The organism is Pseudomonas sp. MF6747 (genome assembly GCF_963890955.1).
GTDB lineage: Bacteria > Pseudomonadota > Gammaproteobacteria > Pseudomonadales > Pseudomonadaceae > Aquipseudomonas.
Map to the genome: position 1 here is coordinate 26,075 of NZ_CAWPSZ010000002.1, position 24,348 is coordinate 50,422.

Sequence of the window (24,348 nt, forward strand, 5' to 3'; positions counted from 1 at the left end):
CTGACACTGCTCGCGTTTGCTCATGGGGATTCCAATAATGAAAAACCCTTATGCTCCCGCTTTCTGGTGCGTGTGCTTCGCACTGGTGTTGTTATCGGCTGCCTATTTCTACGGCGTCATGCTTGCCCATCAAATCGACAAGGCCATGGTGTTTCTCGACAGCGCGTGCCTAGTGATTGGCACGTTGTCCATTGGCGTGGTGGCGTGGGCGTCGTATCAAAATCAACGGGTGAAGAAAAAACTGCTCGAACAAGGCAAGACCCGCGTGGCGATCTGGGACACCAAAGTTGCCTTGCGCCGCGTCGAAACCGTGTTCGACCGCTATTTCTGGGGCAGTTACTGGCAGCCTGGGCGGACCTTCCAGGAAGTCATGGGCGAACTCACCGGCACCCCGCTGGAAAAAAGCCTCGAAGCCCTGAAAAAACAGTGTGTGCTGCTCGACCAGCAGGTAGCCGACGGTAGGCATTGGCTGAATAACGCACGGGAATTGTCCGACGTGGCTAACGCCATGGCACGCGAGCGCTACCAACTGGACTTCTGCAACCCCAAGGTCGACACCCCGGTAAACGCCGTCATACACCGCGAATTCGAGGTGTTGGTGTACACCTGGACCGCCCGTTTGAAGAGTTTTGATCATCAACTCGATGAGATTGAATTGGAGTACTCGTGAACCAACGGTTGACCTGACCCCTCTGAAAAGCTGGGCCGTTCGCGGCCGCCAGTGCTAATCTTCCCCCGTTTTCGGCGGGTTTGAGCCAACCCCTCTTGGGGGTTCAAGGAAGACAGCCCACTTCTCACAGGATTTGATCAGGTCACTTCATGAATAAGCCAGCAGTTGTTCTTTTGGGTTTCGTTGTCGCCGTCGGCGTCGTCAGTGCAGGCGGCGCCTGGTACACCGGTAAGCAACTGGAGCCGGTGCTGCAGACCGCGATCCAGAACGCCAACAAAGAACTGCAGACCTCCATGGCCGGCGTTGACGGCAGCGTGAACCTGGAGCTGGTGTCCCTGGACCGTGGCCTGTTCAGCAGCACCGCCCACTACCGCCTCAAGGGTCAAGGCAGCGTATTCGGCGAAGAAAACCCGAACCCTGAGCTGCTGTTTGTCGACCACATCGAACACGGCCCGCTGCCGTTTTCGCGTCTGGTGTCGCTGAAATGGCTGCCGGTCATGGCCACCAGTCACTATGAGCTGGAAAAGAACGCCACCACCGAGAAATGGTTCGCCGCCAGCAAAGACGTGTCGCCGCTCAGAGGCGTGGCCAATATCGGTTACAACCGTTCGGTCGATGGCAACGTCGAACTGCTGCCTCTGGAACTCAAGGACGACAAGTCCTCGGTGAGCTTCTCCGGCGCCAACCTGGACTTCGACGGCACCGCCGAAGGCCAGGAGGTCAAGGCTGAAGGTTATATGAACAGCCTCAAGGTTGCGGTGATCGATGCCAACGGCGCACCCTTTGAAGCCGAACTGTCCGGCCTGACCGCGGCCAGCAACCTGGAGAAGACCACATTTGGTTTCTACACCGGGCAAAACACCGTTGAGCTGACCGACACCAAAGTGACCTTCGGCCCGCAGAAAGCCGTGCTGACCCTCAAGGGCTTCGAGCAGAAAGACACCAGCGAGACCAAGGACAACAACCTGGCCGGCCGCGTCGATTACAAAATCGATGAGATCGGTTACCAGGGCAAGCCTGTCGGTTCGGCCGCCATGGCCCTGAGCATGAAAAACGTCGACATCCCGGCCATGCTGGTACTGACCAAGCTGTATCAAGACAAGATGCAACCGGTGCAAGCCGCCGCCGCTGCCGGCCAGCCCGTACCTGAGCTGCAACTGACCGAAGCCGAGCAGACCCTGGCCGAGGCCAACGTCAACCAGGTGCTGGCTGCCAAGCCGCAAGTGGCGGTGGAAAACCTGTCGTTGAAAACCACCCACGGCGAAAGCAAATTCAACCTGGTGGTCGACCTGACCAAGCCGGCTTCGATGGAGCTGCCGCCGGTTGAACTGGGCAAGCAAGTCATCGCGCTGCTGGATGCCAACCTGACCCTGTCCAAGCCAATGATCGGTGACGTCGCTGCACTGCAAGCGCAAGTGGGCGGCGTGACCGACCCTAAAGCCATCGAGCAGCAATCGCAGATGGCGGCCGAGATGGTCAGCGGCATGGCCATCGGCACCCAGTTGGCTACCCTGGTGGGCACCGATGTGGTCTCCAAGCTGCATTACGCCAACAATGAAGTGACCTTCAACGGCCAGAAGATGACGGTTGAGCAATTCATTGGGTTTGTGATGGCCAAAGCCGGCGCGGTCAGCGGCGCGCAGTAAGATTTCTTACATCAGTAAGAAATAAGTAATGGGGGAGCAGGGTTGCCTGGGGCAGCGGTCAAACAGTCGGCATACGGGCCGGTGGTGACCGGTCAGCCCAGGCAAGTCTGCTCCCCCATTGGCTTTTCTGTTGCCGGGACAATTCTGAACAATTGTTCCGAATTGGACTTTTCCCTACATTCATAGGGGATAGTTCCTACAGGAAAGCTAGGCCGGGTCATCAGACGCCGGCACCCTGATGCAAACCGCTCAGGACCACCTATCGTTACAGCTTTCCGCGTGTAAGGAAGCTCACGATATGTTGCGAAACCTACCCATCAGTGCTTCAGGCCGGTTGCGACTGCTCATCGGGGCTGCCTTGTGCAGTCAATTGCTGATGCCCGGCCTCGCCCTGGCCGATCCGGCCTACGACGCGTTGATTATTCAGGCGCGTAACGGCAACTTCACGCCGGCCCTTACCCAACTGCGCCAATTACCTGCCGAACGCCAGACGCCAGGCCAGATCAGCGATCACATTGTGATTGCCGGCTGGGCCGGGCAAGACGCCGAAGTGCTGAAGGTGTACGAGGCGCAAGGCAAGAATCGCAACCTGACTACCCAGGCGCTGGCCACGGTTGCCCGTACCTATCGCAATCAAAAGCAGTGGCCACAGGCCCTGGCGGTTTATCAGCAGGCGCTGCTGCGTGAGCCGAATAATATCGACCTGCAACTGGGCCAGGCCCTGACCCAGGCCGACGGTGGCCAAACCAACGAAGCGGTGCAACGCACCCGCGCTTTGGTGGCGGCGCAACCCAATGACCCCAACCGCCGCATGGCCCTGGGCTACGCGCTGACCCGCGCGGGCTTGAACTACGACGCGCTGTTTGAGTTCGACCAGGCTTTTATCCGCGCGGGTGACAAACCCGAAGTGGTGCGCGAATACATCGTCGCCCTGCAAAAGGCCCGTTTGCCGGAGCCAGCCCTGCGCCTGTCGGCCAAGCACCCAGGCGTGCTCGATGTTGTGACCCAGCGCCGCCTGGAAGGCGACCTCGCCGCCGAACGTGTACGCATGGCCGAGTACGCCACGCGCACCGAGAAAGAACGTTATGTGGTCGCTGATCGCGCCCTCAGCAACTACGACACACTGCTCGCCCGCTGGACCCCTGACCAGAGCGCCCATGACGACGTGGTGCGCTGGCGCATCGACCGCCTGGGCGCCCTCAAGGCACGCGCGCGCACCGCAGAGGTGATCCGCGAGTACGAAACCCTCACTGGCGAAGGCGTGCAGTTACCGACCTACGCTTTGCGCTGGGTGGCTGCGTCCTACCTCGACCAGCGCCAGCCGGAAAAAGCCGAGCCGTTGTACCGCCAGGCGCTGACGGCACCGGACGCCGATCCCGGTGACCACGTCGAAGACAGCACCGCATTGTTTTACGCCTTGCTCGAAAGCGACAAGGTGATGCAAGCGCGCGAAGTCGCCAATAACTTGGCCACCAACCAGAAGCCTCGCGTTGAACTCAAGGGCTTGCCCATCGGCAACCCCAACGACAGCTGGATGGACGCGCAGCAACTGGCGGCCCAGGCCGGCACTTACGGCGGTGACCTGCCAGGCAGCGAAACCGGGCTGGAAGCCCTGGTGGCGAAAGCCCCTGGCAACGTCGGCCTGCGCCTGGCCCAGGCCGATATGTACCGCGCGCGTGATTGGCCGCGCCGCGCCGAAGGCTCGCTCAAGGAAGTTGAAACCCAGGCCCCGCGTGATATCGGCCTGGAAGTGTCCCAGGCCTACACCGCCATGGACCTGCAGGAATGGCGGCAAATGGACGCGCTGACCGATGACGTGCTGGCGCGCAACCCCGACAGCCGCCAGGTGCAGCGCCTCAGCCGCCTGCGCGACGTACACGACATGGCCGAACTGCGCGTCGAAGCCTACACCGGCAAAAGCTACGGCGGTGGTGGTAACAATGATGTCGGCGCAGTGGCGGGCAGCCGGGACTGGGGCATCGAAAGCGTGCTTTACAGCCCGCCCATCGATGAAGACTGGCGCGTCTTCGCCGGCGCCGGTTACGCCACCGCAGACTTTACCGAAGGCACCGGCCAGCATCGTTTTCAGCGCGTCGGCGTCGAGCAGCGCACCCGCGACATGACCCTGGAAGCCGAGGTGTCCAACCACTCCTACGGTTATGGCTCCAAGCAAGGCGCGAGCGTGTCGATTGCCCGCGACATCAATGACAACTGGCAGTACGGCGGCAGCCTCGGTTACCTCCTGGCGACCACGCCGCTGCGCGCATTGAATGCCGATGTCACGGCCAACGGCGGCAGTGGCTTTGTCCGCTGGCGCGAGAATGAGAGCCGCGAATGGAAGCTGTCCCTGAGCCCGTCGCATTTCAGTGACGGCAACAACCGGCTCGAAGCGCTGCTTACCGGTCGCGAGGGCATCTACAGCTCGCCGCATGTGCAAGTGGACCTGGGCCTGGAGGTCGGCGCCAGCCGCAACACGAAGGAAGACGTGGTGTATTTCAACCCGAAATCGGACTTCAGCGTGTTGCCCACCATGACGGTCAATCACGTGCTTTATCACCGCTATGAGACCCAGTGGAGTCAGCAGTTCCAGGTCGGTGCGGGCACCTATAGCCAGCGCGATTATTCCACCAGTGGGGTCGGCCTGATCGGCTACGGCCAACGTTTTCGCTGGAACGACGTGCTGGAAACCGGCGCCAACCTGAGCCTGATCAGCCGCACCTATGACGGCGATCGCGAACGCGATCTGCGCCTGCTCGTCGACCTCACTTACCGTTTCTAAAAGAGCCTGAACATGACTGTCCTCAGCCGTTGTTTATTGGTCCTGGGTGTATTGCTGGCCGGTGCCTGCGCCCAGCAACCTGCGCCCTATACCCCACCCGCCGAGCGGCCGACACCTGCGCGTGAAGCGCCGTGGCCGAAGAACCATTTCCTGGGCATTGCCTATCACGACATCGAAGATCGCGACCCCGATCAGGCGGTGGTGGCGGTGCGCACCGAACGGTTGGTCGACCAACTGGCCTGGCTGCGCGAAAACGGCTACCAGCCGGTCAGTGTCGATCAGATCCTGGCAGCGCGCAGCGGTGGGCCGCAGTTGCCGCCCAAAGCCATCCTGCTCAGCTTCGACGACGGCTACTCCAGCTTCTATACCCGCGTACTACCGATTTTGCGTGCCTATAACTGGCCGGTAATCCTGGCCCCGGTCGGCTATTGGATCGACACGCCGCTGAATAAACCGGTGGATTTTGCCGGCACACCGCGCGCGCGTTCCGACTTCCTGACATGGGAGCAGGTGCGCGAGATTTCCAAGTCGGGCCTGGTCGAAATTGCCGCCCACACTGACGCCAGCCACACCGGCATTCTGGCCAACCCACAAGGTAACCAGGAGCCGGCCGCCGCAACGCGACGTTATGACGCCGCCACTGGCACCTATGAAACCGAGGCGCAGTTCCAGGCGCGGATGCGCGCCGACGTCACGGCCATTACCCACAAACTGCGCGCCGTCACCGGCAAGGCGCCGCGTGTATGGGTGTGGCCTTACGGCGCCGCCGACGGCACCTCGTTGGCGGTCGTCGGCGAACAGGGCTACCAGATGGCCCTGACCCTGGACGACGGCCTCGACGACCTCGCCAACCTCAAAAGCAGCCCACGCTTCCTGGTGGCCTCCGACCCGGACGGCGAGCACTACGCCAACGCGATTGTCGGTACGCAGGCGCGGACCTCGATGCGCGTGCTGCACGTGGACCTGGATAACGTCTACGACCCGGACCCGGCCCAAGAGGCACGCAACCTCGACCAGCTGGTGCAGCGCGTGGTCGACATGGGCGCCAGCACCGTGTTCCTGCAAGCCTTCGCCGACCCCAAGGGTGACGGCCTGGTGCATTCGTTGTACTTCCCCAACCGCCATCTGCCGGTGCGCCGCGACTTGTTCAACCGCGTCACCTGGCAACTGCGTACCCGTGGCCACGTGGCGATCTACGCGTGGATGCCAGTGCTGAGCTTTGCGCTCGACCCTTCGTTGCCGCGTGTCACGCGAATGGACCCGAAAACCGGCCAGGTCGGCCTCGACCCGGACCAGTACAAGCGCCTGTCGCCGTTTGACCCGGCCGTGCGCCAGCAGATCGGTGAGATCTATGAGGACCTGGCGCGCAACACGGCCATCGACGGCGTGCTGTTCCACGACGACGCAATCCTTTCTGATTTCGAAGACGCCAGCCCCGCTGCGCTCAAGGCCTACGCCGCCAACGGCCTGCCGGGCAGCATTGCCGCGCTGCGTGCCGACCCGGCCGTGATGCAGCGCTGGACGCGTTTCAAGAGCCGCTACCTGATCGACTTTACCCAGGAGCTGGCCGCCAAAGTGCGCGCCATCCGTGGGCCGCAGGTGCAGACCGCGCGCAATATCTTCGCCGAGCCGATGCTCAACCCGGCGAGCGAAGCGTGGTTCGCGCAGAACCTCGATGACTTCCTCCAGACCTACGACTGGACCGCGCCGATGGCCATGCCGCTGATGGAAGGCGAGACGCTGAAGAACTCCAACGCCTGGCTGGAAAAACTCGTGGCCACCGTCAAGGCTCGTCCCGATGCCTTGCAGCGCACCGTGTTTGAACTGCAAGCCAAAGACTGGCGCACCAAAGACGCACCCGATATCGACGGCGCGCAGATGGCTGAATGGATGGGTGTGCTCAAACGCCAGGGGGTCAGGAGTTTTGGCTACTACCCGGACAACTTCCTGGAAAACTCGCCGGACTTGAAGACGGTACGTCCGGCCCTGTCCAACCAATGGAACCCTTGACCATGTTCGACAGAATCCTGGCTTTATTCGTGTTGGCGCTGGTGTTGGGTGTGCCCCTTGGCCTGATCTTTCTGGTCACCGGGCAGTTCCTGATGGACTTCGTGTTTTTCTACCCGCTGTTCATGTCGGCATTGTGGATCGCCGGCGGGCTGTACTTCTGGCTGCACTGGGAGCGTCACTGGCCGTGGAAGGAAGACACGCCGGCGCCGACCCTGGCCGGCAACCCGCTGATCTCGATCATCATTCCTTGCTACAACGAGGGCGATAACGCCGCCGACACCATTCATGCGGCGCTGGACCAGCTGTACCCGAACATCGAAGTGATCGCCGTCAACGATGGCTCCAAAGACAACACCGCCGCGGTGCTTGATGCCCTGGCGCTGGAACACCCACGGCTGCGCGTGCTGCACCTGGCGCAGAACCAGGGCAAGGCCGTGGCCCTGCGCATGGGCGCGGTGGCCGCGCGCAGTGAGTACCTGGTGTGCATCGACGGCGATGCCTTGCTCGACAAAAATGCGGCGGCCTACATGGTCGCGCCGATGCTGGATAACCCGCGCCTCGGTGCGGTGACCGGCAACCCGCGCATTCGTACGCGTTCTACCTTGATCGGCCGGGTGCAGGTGGGCGAGTTCTCTTCGATCATTGGCTTGATCAAGCGCACCCAGCGGGTGTTCGGCCGCATCTTCACGGTGTCGGGTGTGGTGGTGGCGTTTCGCAAGAAAGCGCTGGACCGCATCGACTACTGGAGCACCGACATGATCACCGAGGACATCGATGTCAGTTGGAAGCTGCAACTCGATCACTGGGCCATCTTCTACGAGCCGCGTGCTCTGTGCTGGATCCTGATGCCCGAAACCGTCAGTGGCCTGTGGAAGCAACGCCTGCGCTGGGCTCAGGGCGGCGCCGAAGTACTGTTCAAAAACATCCGTGGCATCTGGCAATGGCGCCATCGTTACCTGTGGCCGCTGTTGTTCGAGTACTGCTTGTCCACCGGTTGGGCCTTCACTTTCCTGCTCTCGGTGATCTTCTGGGGCCTGGGCAAATTCATGGTGCTGCCGCAGGCGATTGCCGTGGACTCGCTGGTGCCGCCGGCGTTTACCGGGCTGGTGCTGGCGATGGTGTGCCTGCTGCAATTTGCGGTGAGCATCCTGATTGATCGGCGCTACGAAAAAGACCTGTGGAAAACCCTGTTCTGGACCGTGTGGTACCCGATGGTGTTCTGGCTGGTGAGTTTGCTCACCACATTGGTCAGCTTTCCCAAGGTGCTCTTCAACCAGCACCAGAAGCGCGCGCGCTGGGTCAGCCCGGACCGCGGTATTAAACCTAGCGAAGAGGAGGCGTGACGATGAAACTGGTCAGAACTCGCCAGAACACAGTGATGTGGATCATCGACGTGCTGCTCACCTTGCTGGCCTGGGCCGGGCTGGTCTGGCTGCTGGCACGCGGGATCGGCGCAATGCTGGAAACCCATGGCGGCCCGCGCATTGAAGCGCCGATTTTTGCGGCGCTCAACACCTTGCAGATCTACCTGTGGATCGCCTTGTTCAATGCGGTGATCCTGATCAGTTGGGCACGCTATCAACAGCGCCGCGGGCGCAAGTTTGCCCAGCGTCGCGCCGAAGCCAACGCGCTCAGCGATAAAAGCCTGAGTGAAAGTTTCAACTTGGGTGACGGCCACCTCGAGCAGTTTCGCAAGTCGGGCGTGCTGGTGATTCACAACGATGACGAGGGCGGCGTAGAAGATGTGAAGGCCCATGTTTCGCGCGATGTTGAGCGGCCAGGGCTGACCTTGGTGCCAGGGCAGGAAAAAGACAAAGGCGCAGGCTGATTGCCCCCAGCTCTGTGGCGAGCGGGCTTTGTGGCGAGCGGGCTTGCCCCGCGTTGGGCTGCGAAGCAGCCCCAAACCTGACGCACGATGTTCCTGACGTAACGCGGCGACACTGACTCGGGGACGCTTCGCGCCCCAACGCGGGGCAAGCCCGCTCGCCACAAGCGGCGTATCCCAGACTAATCCGATAAATGGGATCCAATTCACAAAGCATCCGCGAACTTTTCTGTATTCCTCTGCACTAACCTAACTCGGCATTTAATTGATGGCTAAATAATGGCATCTGCTGGGTTGTTTGCCCAAGGGTTATCAAAAACAGTGGCCGCTTGTCGGAATAAAAGTTTCAACAACAAGCGCTGTCGCCGTTTTATGATTATTTGTTGTTATTAATCAATATGTTGCGGTTGCAATAAGTACGAATGTTCGACAAGTCCAGCTTCTTGGGCTAGCGCGAGTTCGATGTTAGTTTGCCGCCCCTTGATTTTCGATGGATCGAACATGTCTTTGTTATTGCCACGGACTCGGTATTTGCTGTGCGCTTTCCTGCTCGCCTGCCTGGGCCTGAACAGCGCCACAGCCGCTCCCACGCCAGGGGATCAAGACTTGATCCGCGACCGGCAAAATCGCCTGCTCGAAGAGCAGGGCCGGCGCCTGCAAGAACTCCAGGACCTGCCCGGCAAAGAGGCCAAGCCCCAAGCCCCGGCGACGCCCGCTGACACCCGCTGTTTCCCGATCAAAGACATCGAGCTCAAGGGCGCCGACAGCCTGTCCGCTGCCGACCGCACGCTGTTGCTCAAACCCTATGTGGGCCAATGCCTGGGCGTCTCGCAGCTCAATGAGCTGCTTAAAGTCATCACCGACTATTACATCGCCAAAGGCCGCGTCACCAGCCGTGCCTACCTGCCGCAACAGGACCTGTCCAGCGGCCACCTGCAAGTGCTGGTGGTCGAGGGCAAGCTCGAAGCCTTGAGAAGCGCCGAAGGCAGCAACGTGACCGAGCGCGAGCTGGCCATGGCCTTTCCCGGCAAGGTCGGCGAGGCGCTGAACCTGCGCGAGGTCGAGCAACTGGTCGACCAGCTCAACCGTCTGCCGTCCAAACAGGCACAAATGGAACTGACCCCCGGCAAAGACGTGGGCGGCAGCGACGTGGTGGTCAAGAACACCGCGCAAAAGCCGTGGCGCGCCAGCCTGTCGCGCAATAACGACGGGCAAAGAAGCACCGGCGAGCAGCAATGGGGCGCGGGCCTGGAGTGGGACAGCCCGCTGGGGCTGGCCGACCAACTGGTGCTGCGCGGTGGTCACGACGCGATCAGCGACCACCAGAAAACGTCGAAAAACACCATGCTCTACTACAACGTGCCCTGGGGCTGGTGGAACTTCAGCTACACCTACAGCGAGAGCGATTACCGCGCGCTGGGTTACACCGACACCTTCAAGTTCAAGCAGTCGGGCGATAACGAAAACCACCAACTGCGCGCAGAGCGCGTGATTCACCGCGATGACGTGAGCAAGACCTCAGTCAACGTCGGTCTGGCTCACCTGCGCACCAACAACTACATCAACGACGCCCACCTCGAAACCAGCAGTAACCGCCTCAGCGAACTGCAATTTGGCATCAACCACGGCCGGCGCATCGGCAATGCCTTCGTCAACGTTGACCTGGGCGTGCAGAACGGCATCGGTGCATTTGACGCCCAGCGCGACGACCAGCATCGCAATCAGTACGGGCACCTCACGGCCACTCCCGATTACCGCAAATACACCGCCACCGTCAGTTATCTGCAGCCGTTCAGCCTGTGGGGCGAGTCGTTCAGCTTTACCAGCTTGGCCACCGGGCAACGCAGCGAAGACGTGCTGTTCTCGCCGCAACGCATCAGCCTCGGCGGCTCTTCTTCGGTACGCGGTTTCAAGGATCAGCAACTGTCCGGCGACAGCGGTGGCTACTGGCGCAATGAAGTGCGCTGGGCCCGCCCGGTCACGTTGGAATGGCTGCGCCCGGCCTTCGCCGAATACGGCACCAGCCTGGGTTACGACCAAGGCGTGATCCGCAACGACCGTTACAACGACGACTACCACGGCCGCGTTTCAAGCAACTCCGTGGAGCTGTTCGCCCGGGGCAAATACGTCAGCACCAGCGTGACGTTTGCTCACTCGTTAGAAAGGCCTGGGGTCGTGACGGAGCGCGAAGCACCGATCTACTTCCGCATGGATTTCTTCCTGTAATTCAACGCCCTGCTGCAACGAGAATCTGAAAATGGATGTTCGCCACTTTGCCTTTCTGGCCCGCCAACCTTCTGCTGCCCTGAAGCGCCGGGACGCGTTCCTTGGCCTGCCCAAGCGCGGCCTGGTGCTGATTCTGGCCAACGCGCTGTTCTGGCAGCCGTTGCTCGCCCAGGCCGAAGGCATTGTGGTCAGCAACCCGGCCACCAGCGTCGGCCAGGCCGGCAATGGCGTGCCGGTGGTGAACATCGCTGCGCCCAATGGCAGTGGCTTGTCCCATAACCAGTTCAAGGACTACAACGTCGGCCCCAACGGCGTGATCCTCAACAACGCCACCGGCGCGGTGCAGAACACTCAGCTCGGCGGCTACATCGTCGGCAACCCGAACCTCAAGGGCGGCGCCGCCAACGTCATTCTCAACGAAGTCAACGGCGGCAGCCCCAGCCAGCTGCGCGGCTACACCGAAGTGGCGGGCCAGTCGGCCAAGGTCATCGTCGCCAACCCGTACGGCATCACGTGCAGTGGCTGCGGTTTTATCAACACGCCCAACGTGACCCTGACCACCGGCAAACCGGTGATGGACAACGTCGGCCGTTTGGACCACTACCAAGTCGACGGCGGCGCCGTGACCATCGACGGCGAGGGCCTGAACGCCAGTAACGTCGACCGCTTCGAAATCATCACCCGCTCGGCCAAGATCAACGCCCAGATCAACGCACGCGAGCTGGCCGTAATCGCCGGGCGCAACGACGTCGATGCCAAAAGCCTGAAAACCACCGCACGCGCCGACGACGGCAGCGCCAAACCCGAGCTGGCCATCGACTCCAGCGCGCTGGGCGGCATGTACGCCGGCGCGATCAAATTGGTAGGCACCGAAGCCGGCGTGGGCGTGAAGCTCGACGGCACGCTGGCAGCCAGTGGCGGGGATATTCAGCTTGATGCCAATGGGCATTTGAGCATGGCGCAGACGGCGGCCAGCGGCGCGGTCAACGTCAAAGCCGCGAGCCTGGATGCCAAGGGGCCGGTGTACGCCGGCACGGCACTGGACGTGCAAACCCAAGGTGATCTGACCAACCGCCAAAGCCTGGCCGCCCGTGACCGCATTGCGCTGTCCAGCGGCGGCACGTTGACCAACAGCGACATTATCGAAGCGGGCGTCAACGCTGATAACACCCGCAACGCGGCGGGCGACGTCAGCCTGCGCGGCAAGACCGTCAACAACACCGGCACCAATGTCATCGCCAGCCGTACGTTGAGCGTCGATGCCCAGACCCTGAACAACCAGGGCGGCACCCTGAGTGCAAAACAGCGCACGCAGATTACGGTAGGCACGGTCGACAACCAGAACAAAGGCCGCATTCTGAGCAATGCCGGTTTGGCCCTCACGGCCGATCGCCTGCAGAACACCCAAGGTGGGCTGGTCACCAGCAACGGTCCGCTGACCGCGGTTGTCGGTGAGTTGCATAACCAGGGCGGCGAAGTCTCCAGCCTGGACACCGCAGCGCTGATGGTCACCACCCTCGACAACGTCGCGGGGCTGGTCACGGCGGGTAAGGCGTTGAGCCTTAACGTCGGCAGCCTGAACAACCAGGGCGGTCTGGTCACCAGCCAAGGCTTGGTCAGCGTGGCCGGTAACAGCCTGGACAACCGTGAAAAAGGCTTGGTCGCCGGCGTCGAGGGTGTGCAGGTCACTGTCGCCAACATCGACAACCGCAACGGCGAGCTGTCCAGCCGTGCGGGCGTGCAGGTCACCGGCACGCAACTGGATAACAGCGATGGCGGGCTGGTGATTGCCGGCAGCGGCGCAGGCCTGAATGTCGATCAATTGCTCAACCGCAACCAGGGCCTGATCAGCAGCGAAGGGCTGTTGAGCGTCACGGCGCGCAACGTGGCCAACAACGGCGGTACGCTGTCCAGCGCCGGCCCGCTGACCCTCAACGCCCTTGGCGCGGTGGACAACCAGGGCGGGCGGCTGGTGACTGACGCCCGCCTGATCCTCAACAGCGCGAGTCTCGACAACAGCCAAAAAGGCACCCTGAGCGCACGTCAGGCCGCGCAGATCACCACCGCTGACCTGAACAACCAGCAAGGCGGCCAGATCACCAGCGCCGAGGCCCTGACCCTGGACCTCAACCGTGGTCAGCTCAATAACCAGGGCGGACTAATCAACGCGCCGCTGCTGATGCTCAACAACCTCAAGGAGGTGCATAACCAGGGCGGCGAGATTTCCAGCAGCCAGGCGTTCACACTCACCGCCGACAACCTGGACAACAGCGGCGGCAAACTGCTGAGCAATACCGCGCTGACCTTGCGCATCGGCCAGGCCCTGGCAAACGTCAAAGGCATGATCGCCGCAGCGTCGGTCGACGCGCACGCCGCCAGCCTCGACAACAGCGGCGGTACACTCACCAGCCGTGGCGACACCGTACTCAACATTGATGGCCGCCTGACCAATCGCGATCAGGGCCTGCTCAACGCAGACGCTGCCCTGACACTCAACAGCGCCGAGCTGGATAACCAAAATGGCTCACTGCTGGGCAGCGCAATTGCCCTGGACTTCGGCAACGCCACCGGCGACCTGAACAACGCCGGGGGCCTGATCACCACCGCCGGCAATCTGACCATCAACCATCTGCGTGACCTGAGCAACGGCGGTGGCGAACTCTCCAGCGCGCAAACCCTGAACCTCAGCGGTCGCACGTTGAACAACAGCAACGGCAAGCTGATCAGCAATAACCTGCTGCTGCTCAATGCCACAAACCTGATCAACCAGAACGGCTTGATGTCCGGCTGGCAGGGCCTGACCGTCAGCGGTACCAACCTCGATAACCGCAACAACGGCACCTTGTCGAGCCGTTATGGCGACCTTAATGCCACGCTGACCGCCAGCCTGCTCAACAGCGGAGCGGGTGCGCTGGTGAGTCAAAAAGCGCTGTACGTGACCGCCGCCGAGCTGGACAACAGCAACACGGGCGTACTCTCCAGCGCCGCCGGCCAACGTCTCGACGTGGGCGGTTTGCTCAACAACGCCCAGGGCGGCGTGATCGACAGCGGCGCAGCCCTGAACCTGAACGCGCAAAACCTGGACAACAGCGCCGGCAGCATCAGCGGCGGCACCGCCACCACCCTCGACCTGCTCGCGACCCTGACCAACACCAATGGCAAGTTGTCCAGCGGCGGCCCGCTGCTGATCAGCCGTGCCGCGCAGATCAACAACCAGGGCGGCCAGATCGCCAGCCAAGGTTTGTTGACCCTGCTGACTGGCGGCCTGGACAACCGCAACCGTGGCACCCTGGCCGCCAACGACCGCTTGAGCCTCACCGCCAGCGGCCTGGTGCAGAACGGCAACGACGGCTTGATCTACAGCCAGAACGCCGACCTCAGCCTCACGGCCAACCGCGTGGAGAATGGCAAAGGCACCGTGCAAAGCCAGGGCGGCATGACCGTCGACGTGGCCGACGCGCTGGACAACCAGAGCGGCAAACTGATCGCCCAGGCGGGCGATTTGAGTGTCAACGCCGCCAGCCTCGACAACCGTGGCGGCACCCTTGCCAGCCTCAAGGCCGCACTGCAAACCCGTGTGGTCGGCGTGCTGCGCAACGGTTATGACCTCAACAACAACCGTCAGGGCGGCGTGATGCAGGGGCAAAGCCTCAACCTGCAAGCCGGCAGCGTAGACAACTATGGCGGGCGCATCGCGGCGCAGGGCGGCAACGCACTGGTGACCACCGGCAATTTCGACAACCGCAACGGCGGGCTCTATGCCAAAGGCCTGATGCGCGTGGTCGGGCATGACGTTGATAACAGCGGCGACAACGACGGCCAGATTGCCGGTCAACAGATCGACCTGGACCTGAGCGGCGCACTTAACAACCGCCTGGGCATCATCGAAAGCGAAAGCACCCTCAAGGTGCGCGCTGCCAGCCTCGACAACCAGACCGGGCGCCTGCGTGCCCTGGGCACGGCGGGCACCACCGAATTCGCCATCGGTGGCCTGTTCGACAACCGCAACGGTGTGGTGGAAACCGCCAACAACGACCTGACCCTCAACGCCGGCAGCCTGCAGAACCTGGGCGGCAACGTACTGCACGTGGGCACCGGCACCTTCGGCATTGCCCCCGCCAACCTCAACGACGTGGGCGGCAGCCTGGTCACTCGTGGTGACTTGACCATTAGCCAGGGCCACTGGACCAACAGCAGCGTGATCCAGGCCGGGCAGCTGACAGTCAACGTCGACACCCTCGACCAGACCGCCAGCGGCCAACTGCTCGGCGCCCGACGCTTCGTCGGCAGCGGCGCCAACTGGAACACCCAAGGCCTGATCGCCAGCGACGGCACGCTCGACCTGACGTTGAGCGGCGCCCTTAACGGCAGCGGGCGCATCAGCAGCCTCGGCGACCTCAACCTCAGCGCGGCACAGGCCACCCTGAGCGACACGGCAAGCATCGCCGGCGGCGGCATCACTACCGCCAACATCGCTGGCACGCTCAACAACCGCGGGCGCATCACCGCCGCCACCGACCTGGTGCTTAACGCGGGCGCGATCAACAACTACGCGACCCTGGGCAGTGGCCAGCGACTGACCGCTACCACCGGTGCGTTACTCAACGACCACGGCCTGATCTTCAGCGGCGGCGACATGAGCCTGCGCGTCGACGCGTTGAACAACAGCTACGCCGACCTCTACAGCATGGGCAACCTGAGCGTCGACCGTGACGGCAAGGGCGGCCTGGCCAGCAGCATCCTCAACAGTTCATCGACGATCCAGAGTGACGGCAACCTCAGCCTGTCCGCCAACTCGATCAAAAATGAAAGGGCGGTACTGACCGTTAACGACGCGGGTGTCTATACCGCGTCCGCCACCGAAGGCACCTGCATCAAGTACGTCAATGCCGGTGACTGCCACGCCGGTGGTACGGGGCGCAACTACGTTTGGGAGCTGGTGACCCGCGACAAACTGGAAGTGACCGCCGCCAGTGCCGGTTCGAGCATCACCTCGGGCGGTAACATGACGCTGGCGGGCGGCGACTTGCTTAACAGCAGCAGCTCGATTGCGGCCGGCGGCAACTTCACCGCGCGCCTGAACAACCTGGTCAACACCGGCATCGAAACCGGCGAGACCGAGACCTACCGGCTCTTTACATCGGCGCGCACCGAGCACCCAAGCGGCTGGTTCAATGCGGCTCGCGCACTGACCAATAAATACTGGTATCAAAGCCCTGGCTACAATCCCAATGACCTCGGTGGCCTGGAGGCTGCCGTGGCTAACTTCATCGGGATCATGGAGATCGAGCGCACCCAGTTCGGCAAAGTCACCAAAATCGCCAGTGATGACCAACGCTACGCCGCGGTGATTCAGGCTGCCGGCGCGGTGGACGTCAAGGCGCAAGCCGGTATCGACAACAGCGTGGTGCGCCTGGGCTACAACTACATCGGTGCGGGCGCCAAAACCACCACCGGCGCTACGGGCGCCAGTGGCGCAGCCGGTTACTCGACGCGCGTCACCCTTAACCAGCAACTGCCGCCTGACCTCGCCCAACAGCAGATCAACCCGCTGAGCCTGCCCGGCTTCACCTTGCCCAGCGGGCAGGGCGGGCTGTTCCGCCTCAGTGGCGAAAGCGCCAGCGCGCCGGCCAGTACCGGCCCGCAAGGCTGGACCCTCGGCGGCGGCGGTGTAGACCGCACGCCGGTTACCGGCCCGGTCGTACCCGGCAGCGGCACCTCGGCCGACGGCGTGGTGATCAACCGTGTGCAAGGCCTGCCAGACAGCCAGTTCGTCTCCAACCCACAGAAATACCTGATCGAAACCAACCCGCTGCTGACCAACCTCAGCCAGTTTTTAAGCTCTGATTACATGCTGTCCAAACTGGGCTACGACCCAGACCAGGCCCAAAAGCGCCTGGGTGACGGCCTGTATGAACAACGCCTGATCCAGCAAGCCGTGATCGCGCGTACCGGCCAGCGCTTCATCGATGGCCAGACCAGCGACGCCTCGATGTTCAAGTACCTGATGGACAACGCCATCGGCACCAAACAAGCGCTTAACCTGGCCGTAGGCGTGAGCCTCACCGCCGAGCAAGTCGCGGCCCTGACCCACGACATCGTGTGGATGGAAAACGCCACCGTCGCTGGCCAGCAAGTGCTGGTGCCCGTGCTCTACCTGGCCCAGGCCAACAACCGCCTGGCGCCCAACGGCGCACTCATCACCGGCAGCGACCTGAACCTGGTCAGTGGCGCCGACCTCAACAACGTCGGCACCCTGCGCGCCACCAACAACCTGGCTGCCAGCGCCGGGCGCAACATGGTCAACAGCGGCCTCGTGCAAGCCGGCAACCGCCTCGACCTGCTCGCCGGCAACAACCTCACCAACCGCGCCGGCGGCATCATCGCCGGGCGCGACGTCAGCGTCAGCGCAGTGAATGGCGATGTACTCAACGAGCGCACCGTCACCAGCCACCAAAGCAGCAGCGGCTACCGCACCGAGCGCACCGACTTCGTCGACAACGCCGCCCGCATCGAAGCCGCCAACACCCTCACCCTGCAAGCCGGGCGCGACGTCAACAGCACCGGCGGCGCCTTCAAAAGCGGCGCCGACCTGGGCGTTCAAGCCGGGCGCGATGTAAACCTGGCCACCGCCGAACAGCGCAATGCCAACACCGTCAGCACCAACATGCGCAGCAGCAGCGCAAACCAGTACGGCACCGTGATCGAAGCCGGGCGCGACTTCCAGGTGGTGGCTGCGCGCGATATCAGCGCCATCGGCAGCCAGTTGAATGCCACGCGTGATCTGGCGCTGGTGGCCAAGGGCAATGTGAACCTGGCGTCGGCGGCGAATGAACAGCATTCGGCGTTTAATTCCAAGAAGGTCACCAGCCAGGAAGACCACGTTCAGCAAGTCGGCACATCGTTGGTTGCCGGTGAGAACCTCTCCCTCAGTGCCGGCAACGACCTCGTGGTCAGCGCCAGCCGTGCGAGTGCCGGCAAGGAAGCCTACCTGTACGCAGGCAATGACCTGGCGCTGAACGCTGCGCAAGACAGCGACTACAGCTATTACCGCAAAACCAAAACCAGCAAAGGGTTGCTGTCCAGCACCCAGAAAACGCGCATCGACAGCAGTAACCAGATCAGCCAGCAGGGCTCTTCCATCAGCGCTGATACCGTGGTCGTGCGTGCTGGCCGTGACATTGGTACTACCGCCAGCGATGTGGTTTCCACCAACGCCACCAGCCTGATTGCCGGGCGCAATGTGGTGATTGATGGGGCGACGGAAACCTTTGAACAAAGCCATTCGTCCTCGACCAAAAAATCGGGCTTGATGAGCAGCGGCGGCATCGGCGTGACGTTGGGCTCAAGCAGCAACCAGAACACCTTCACCAGCAGCACCGAAACCACCCGGGCCAGCAACATCGGCAGTGTGCTGGGCAGTGTGGATATTCAGGCTGGCAAAGACCTGACCATACGCGGTTCTGACGTGGTTGCCGGTAAGGACATCAGCCTGGTTGGGCAAAATGTCAGCATCCTGGCTTCCGAGAACAACAACCGTAGCGAGCAGATCTCCAAGAGCAAAACCAGTGGTTTGACCCTGGCGTTGTCCGGCACCGTGGGTAGCGCGGTGGACTCTGCTTATAAGACCGCCAAGCAAGCCAAGAGCGAGGACGACGGCCGCCTCTCGGCGCTGCAAGGTGTGAAGGCGGGGTTGACGGGGGTGCAAGCGTGGCAGGCGGCGCAGCAGAATGGTGGCATGACCGGCGCTAACGCCGCGGAATTTGTCGGCATCGCCATCTCGCTCGGCTCGCAAAAATCCAGCTCCAAACAGACCCAGGAGCAGACGGCAAGCCAAGGTAGCAGCCTCACCAGTGGCAATAACCTCAGTATTGTAGCCGCCGGTAACGGCACGCCTGGCGCAGATGGAGACATCCGCGTTCAGGGCAGCAAGCTCCAGGCCGGTAATGAAATGCTGTTGGCAGCAGAGCGTGATATCCGCCTGGAAGCAGCCGCCAACACACAAAAACTCGATGGCAAGAACAGCAGTGGCGGCGGGGCCGTAGGCCTTAGCTTTGGGGCGAGTTCCAATGGTGCTGGCCTTAGCATCTTCGCCAATGCCAACAAGGGCACCGGCAGTGAGAAAGGCAATGGCACAACCTGGACGGAAACGACGCTGGATGCGGGCAAGCAAGTCAGCCTGATCAGTGGGCGAGACACCGTCCTCAAAGGTGCACAGGTCAGTGCAGATCAGATCAAGGCCGCGGTAGGCCGCGATCTTATGCTGCAAAGCCTGCAAGACACCGATGACTACAAGTCCAAACAAACCGATGTCAGCGGTGGCGCAAGTTTCACGTTTGGCACCATGACGGGCAGTGGTTCGCTCAGCATCAGCAAGAGCAAGATCGACTCCAACTATAAAAGCGTGCAGGAGCAAACCGGCCTGTTCGGCGGTAAGGGCGGCTATCAGATTGATGTGGGCAACCACACGCAACTTGATGGCAGCGTGATCGCCAGCACTGCAACAGCGGACAAAAACCGCCTGAGCACCGGCACCCTCGGCTGGAGCGTTTTAAAGAACAAAGCCGACTACACAAGCCAGTTGCAGAGCGCCAGCGTCAGCAGTGGCGCAAGCAGTGCGAACGCCTTCATCAGCAATATGCCTTCCGGTAGCTTGATCGCGTTCAATCATGGCGACAGTGACAGCGGCACCACGTCATCGGCCATTTCCAACGGCACCCTAGACATTCGCGACCCTGCCAAACAGCAGCAGGACGTGGCAACGCTGAGCCACGATGTTGAACACGCCAACGGCAGCATCAGCCCCATTTTTGATAAGGAGAAAGAGCAGAAGCGCCTGCGGCAGGTGCAGTTGATTGCGGATATTGGTACTCAGGCATCGGACATCGTTCGCACGCAAGGTGCCATTAACGCGGCCAACGCTCAAAAAGATCCTGAAGCGGTAGCGGCTGCGCGAGACAAGCTTATCCGTGAGGGCAATACCCAGCCGACGGAGAAAGAGATCGCCGCACAGGTGACCCGTACTGTGATGCAGCCGTACGGAACTGGGGGCGATTATCAACGCGCCGCCCAAGCGGTGACGGCAGCTTTGCAAGGACTGGTAGGGGGTGACATCGGCTCAGCCCTTACGGGTGCGTCGGCGCCCTATCTGGCGAACCTCATCAAGCAATCAACGCAGGGTAACGATACCGCCCGAATCATGGCCCACGTGGTATTGGGTGCTGTGGTTGCACAAGCCCAAGGAAACTCGGCGGTTGCCGGTGCCGCAGGAGCCGGTACGGGGGAGTTGATTGCGGCGCGGTTGTATCCGGATATTAAAACTGAGAATTTGAGCGAGGAGCAGAGACAGACCGTATCGGCGCTTTCGACATTGGCGTCGGGGTTGGCAGGCGGACTTGCGGGAGGTGACCTGAGCGGTGCAATTGCCGGTGCAAAGGCTGGCAATAATGCAGTTGAGAACAACTCGATGGGTGATATAGGTATTGCGTTATCTGAGGGTAAAACACTTGAACAAAAGGCCGGAGAGCACGTCAAGGCTGAAGACGAGCGATACAAGGAGCAAAACTGTGCAGGAATGAGCGCGGATGCGTGCTCGGCTCAAATGTATGCTGAACGTCGCGAAACACTTGCTTATACCGTGGCGGGTGTTGGAGCTTTAGCCGGAGCAGTGCTGCTCGGTCCTGCATTGTTAAATTCCTGTGCGATGAACCCAGCTGTTTGTACCGAACTGTCATTAACAGCAGTTGAATTGCCCTTTGGTGCCGCAACGGCTGGCGGTACGGCGTTAGGTGTGGGAGGCTTTGGCAGTCTGGCAGCGAAGGAAGTCGCTGCCACAGCCGACGCAGCGGCGGCTGCACGAGTTGCCGAAGGTGCAAAAGCGGCAGGTGAAGTCGTGCCTCCCGCGCCTGTGGTTACTTCTGGTACGACTCGGACAGGTGTTGTTCGTACAAATGCCGCAGACTGGAGAGTACTACGTGATAACTGGGATGACCTTGGATATGGCCAAATCTTAAGTACTGAAAATCGGGCCGCGATTGCTAAAGGGAAGACTCCGAAGGTCGATGATGCATGGGTTAAAGTTTTTCCTGAAGATGCAGGGCTAAAGGGTGAGAGAATACCTATGCATCATGTTCAGGGTTCGCCACTTACTGTGCCCCTGCCTGATACACGGCATTTGGACGCGCATATGCCAGGAGGATTTAGATATAATCCGGGCGGTCCAGGGTCAGCTCTCCCGGCATACCCTCCGAAAAAAGGAGCTGATTAATGCATTCCATACCGCTAGAGCTTGCGAAGCAAAAGTTAATTTTTTACGTGGCTCAGGATTTGGACCAGTCTATTAGATCTAATGTGCAGCAGCTTGTGAGTGAGGTTGCTGCGTCAAGAATATGGAGCGTTACTCCGCCAAGCTTTATTGACGAGATAGACGAGAGTGGTACGGAAGTAGTAGGTGGGATTTTGGAAATTTATTCGGCTTTGCCGCCAAACCTACTTCCTATTGAGATGGACTCAAAAAACCTAGATGACGTAGAGGCGCTGGTAGGCGCCGTAAAAAAACTATCTGAAAATGAAAGTCTTTCCTTTGAGTTTCAGTTAGATACTACTTATGTTGGCGCTATTGAGGACGGTGTTATTGATCGAGTCCTGCTGGACGGTTTGCTAGTACCGTGGCGAAATCACCTCAAAGGGAAAATTTGAGTTGGTGCAAAAGACATAGGAGAAGCAGCTGGTTCTGCTGTGAAGCCTACAGTTGATTTGTTTGGTGGGAAAAATGCGCAAACACCGGGAGCCATAAACGTTGATATAAGTGCGGATATTCAGTCTGGTATCCGCGCGGATGCAAGGCAGCTACCTTTTAAAGACGACTCAGTGGGAGAGATTGTTGCTAGCAATCCATTCATTCCAAAAGAAGCGGGAGGTACCTTCTCTATGATGGATTATTTGCCGGAAGCAACTAGAGTAGTTGAGCCAGGTGGAAAAATTTTCATCAACGCGAACGCCGCAAACCCTTATGGAAAGCTTCCCAGTGCATCTGATCTTGAGTCTTTGGGAGGAAATAGGGGTCAGACCACGATTTTGTTTTTTAAAGTTCAGCAGAGTTGCTCTTTAAAAACATGATTTATTTTTTGTAATTATTCCAGTCTGTTGGCCTGTTGAAGGGCGGCTAAGCTGTAAGCTCCTATCCAGTTAGGGGTTTATATGGCTCGCCGTCCTAGAGTGTTACTGCCGGATATCCCGTTGCATATTATTCAGCGGGGAAACAATCGGTCTGCGTGTTTTTATTCAGATGAAGACTATATTTTTTACATTGATACATTAGCCGTGCTTGCTGAATTGTATGGCTGTAAAGTTCACGCATTGTGCTTGATGACAAATCATGTTCATTTGTTGTTGACTCCCAGCTGCTGCGCAGGGGCCAGCCTGCTTATGAAGGGGCTGGGGCAGCGCTACGTTCAATATGTCAATCGAACATATCAACGAACGGGCACGTTGTGGGAAGGCCGTTTCCGCTGCTGTTTGGTTCAACAAGACAACTATGTTTTAGCTTGCTATCGATATATCGAAATAAACCCTGTTAGAGCCGGTATGGTTGCTCATCCGGGCGACTATCGCTGGACCAGCTATAGGGCAAACGCACAGGGCGAGCTGTCAGGCTTTATAAGCCCGCATGCGGTTTATAACGAATTAGGTAGCGGCACCGCGCAACGAGCCGAAGCTTACCGGTCTATATTCAATGAACGACTTTCACCTGGGCTGATAGAACAAATTCGATCTTCTACAAACGGAAATTACGTTTTGGGCGATCAGAAGTTTGCGTCCGAGATCGCGCAGGCGTTAGGTAAAAGAGTTTCGCAGGGCGTGTCAGGACGCCCGAAAAGTGTCAGTTAAAAGAATAGAGGAATAGTGGTCTGACCCCTATTCCCCTCAGGGTCTGTCCCCTATTTCCCTCAGCTCAAGGCGCGACGGTGGAGTAGTGCCCGTCGCGATCAGGGCGGCAGATGTTGGTTGAAACGGGCTGGGTTTCCTGGAAGGAGCCGGCGCCGCTGAGTGTTACCAGCTCGATAGAACACTTGGCGGAGTAGAAATTCTGCTTGTGGAATTCGATGCTTGCTTCGTAATCCTTTCCGGCCTCTGGGACGAACTGGATGGTAGGTGGGTAGCAGTAACCGTTTTCGGATTTATACCCGATGTCGACCAGAACTGGCTGGTGGGCGGGGATGACGAATTCGTCGTAGCCCAGCCGGTCGGTTTTCACTGCTTCGGTGTGCGCGGTGGCGGGCATGCCGATCACGCGGTTTTGGTAGTCCTCGGCCTTCATGCCAAGTAGGTCGGCGGTGCGCCAGAGGATGTAGCTTTGTTTGGGATCATGGGCGCGAGTAGCAATGCTTCCCTGTAAGCGACCATTTTCTGGATGGTTGTAGTAGGCCTCACAGGTTTTACCGGGGACATAGATGGCGTACTTTTCCGGTGCAGAATAGATGCGGATGCGCGCGCTGGTAGTCGGATCGTACTTGGCCGCTTCAGCTTCGTTACGCAGGTTCGTCTTATCGTAGCTGGTGCACCCTATTAGAAGCAGTGCGCTTGCGGTGAGTGTGAGTAATTTCATCGTGTAACAACCCTCCTTGTCGTTTCTGTAATCAGCATCTATTTGATGCGAAAGACCTCGATCTTACATGTGCGAGTCTTCCGGCCCAATCTCCCAAGAAGGAAAAAGCCGCAGATTTATTTAATCTCGTTGGAGTGATTTTCTTCTCTACCACCCACATACAAAACGGGCGACGTCTAAGCCGCCCGGCTTTCACTCAAGATGGATCGGCATTGAGTCTACGACTGATGACATCCAGCAAATCACACCCATCGCGCAACGGAATGGCCAACAATTGCGCGAAGTCTTGAAGCACCACGGCATCGCTGCTGAGCTGTTCGCGAAAGGCCAGGTTTTCCAACAGTTGCGTGACGGCTCGAATCCGGTACACGGCGGCGTCGTGGAGCACGTCGAGGGGCGCACAGGTGTCGATGAGCAGAGCGGGGACGGTACTGTCGTGACCCGTCAGGGGCATGTATTGGTTCATGGTGAAACCTCGGTCAGTAGAGTGAAGCAGTCACCTATCGTCGCCAAACGAATGGGTGACAGCTGTACGCAGGTTGGCGAACCGGGACCGAGTTCCGGCAGACCCGAAGGTCTCCCACG

At 60.2% G+C, this 24,348-nt stretch carries 13 protein-coding genes; 11 read left to right on the forward strand and 2 right to left on the reverse strand.

Translation table 11 applies throughout. The features are described from left to right. Positions 1-37: 37 nt before the first annotated feature. The 11 genes from AACW30_RS02530 to AACW30_RS02580 all read left to right on the forward strand — a co-directional run bounded on the left by AACW30_RS02530 (position 38) and on the right by AACW30_RS02580 (position 23,045). On the forward strand, positions 38-670 hold the full coding sequence (locus tag AACW30_RS02530) for an NADH:ubiquinone oxidoreductase subunit N (RefSeq protein WP_200624208.1): 633 nt from the start codon (positions 38-40) through the stop codon (positions 668-670). Between the two features lie 149 nt (positions 671-819). After that, complete coding sequence (locus AACW30_RS02535) at positions 820-2,316, forward strand: YdgA family protein (RefSeq protein WP_200624209.1); 1,497 nt, start codon at positions 820-822, stop codon at positions 2,314-2,316. Positions 2,317-2,614: 298 nt separating this feature from the next. After that, a complete protein-coding gene (pgaA, locus tag AACW30_RS02540) occupies positions 2,615-5,095 on the forward strand; it encodes a poly-beta-1,6 N-acetyl-D-glucosamine export porin PgaA (protein ID WP_200624210.1) in 2,481 nt (826 codons plus the stop codon). Between the two features lie 12 nt (positions 5,096-5,107). Further along, the gene (pgaB, locus tag AACW30_RS02545; protein ID WP_200624211.1) at positions 5,108-7,105 is read left to right on the forward strand and encodes a poly-beta-1,6-N-acetyl-D-glucosamine N-deacetylase PgaB; all 1,998 of its coding nucleotides are present in this window, start codon (positions 5,108-5,110) and stop codon (positions 7,103-7,105) included. Between the two features lie 2 nt (positions 7,106-7,107). Continuing rightward, a complete protein-coding gene (pgaC, locus tag AACW30_RS02550) occupies positions 7,108-8,448 on the forward strand; it encodes a poly-beta-1,6-N-acetyl-D-glucosamine synthase (protein ID WP_106577325.1) in 1,341 nt (446 codons plus the stop codon). Between the two features lie 2 nt (positions 8,449-8,450). Continuing rightward, positions 8,451-8,933: a poly-beta-1,6-N-acetyl-D-glucosamine biosynthesis protein PgaD gene (gene pgaD / locus AACW30_RS02555; protein WP_106577326.1), complete on the forward strand. Its 483-nt coding sequence runs from the start codon at positions 8,451-8,453 to the stop codon at positions 8,931-8,933. Positions 8,934-9,431: 498 nt separating this feature from the next. Continuing rightward, a complete protein-coding gene (locus AACW30_RS02560; protein ID WP_200624212.1) occupies positions 9,432-11,156 on the forward strand; it encodes a ShlB/FhaC/HecB family hemolysin secretion/activation protein in 1,725 nt (574 codons plus the stop codon). 31 nt (positions 11,157-11,187) lie between these two features. After that, positions 11,188-21,423 (forward strand): hemagglutinin repeat-containing protein, encoded by a 10,236-nt coding sequence (locus tag AACW30_RS02565; protein WP_200624213.1) that lies wholly within the window; start codon positions 11,188-11,190, stop codon positions 21,421-21,423. After that, positions 21,423-21,854 carry a hypothetical protein gene (locus AACW30_RS02570; protein ID WP_200624214.1) on the forward strand — a complete coding sequence of 144 codons (432 nt, stop codon included), beginning with the start codon at positions 21,423-21,425 and terminating at the stop codon, positions 21,852-21,854. The genes AACW30_RS02565 and AACW30_RS02570 overlap by 1 nt, the downstream gene beginning before the upstream one ends. 39 nt (positions 21,855-21,893) lie before the next feature. Further along, positions 21,894-22,274, forward strand: a complete 381-nt coding sequence (locus AACW30_RS02575) for a hypothetical protein (RefSeq protein ID WP_325167551.1) — start codon at positions 21,894-21,896, stop codon at positions 22,272-22,274. Positions 22,275-22,355: 81 nt separating this feature from the next. Then, positions 22,356-23,045 carry a transposase gene (locus AACW30_RS02580; RefSeq protein ID WP_200624215.1) on the forward strand — a complete coding sequence of 230 codons (690 nt, stop codon included), beginning with the start codon at positions 22,356-22,358 and terminating at the stop codon, positions 23,043-23,045. A gap of 64 nt (positions 23,046-23,109) precedes the next feature. Here AACW30_RS02580 and AACW30_RS02585 read toward each other — a convergent pair whose 3' ends face one another. Both AACW30_RS02585 and AACW30_RS02590 read right to left on the reverse strand, forming a co-directional pair. Continuing rightward, positions 23,110-23,763: a hypothetical protein gene (locus AACW30_RS02585; protein ID WP_124416139.1), complete on the reverse strand. Its 654-nt coding sequence runs from the start codon at positions 23,761-23,763 to the stop codon at positions 23,110-23,112. A 196-nt stretch (positions 23,764-23,959) separates the two neighbouring features. Further along, positions 23,960-24,217, reverse strand: coding sequence for a hypothetical protein (locus AACW30_RS02590; protein ID WP_200624296.1), 258 nt, complete (start codon positions 24,215-24,217; stop codon positions 23,960-23,962). Positions 24,218-24,348 lie beyond the last annotated feature (131 nt).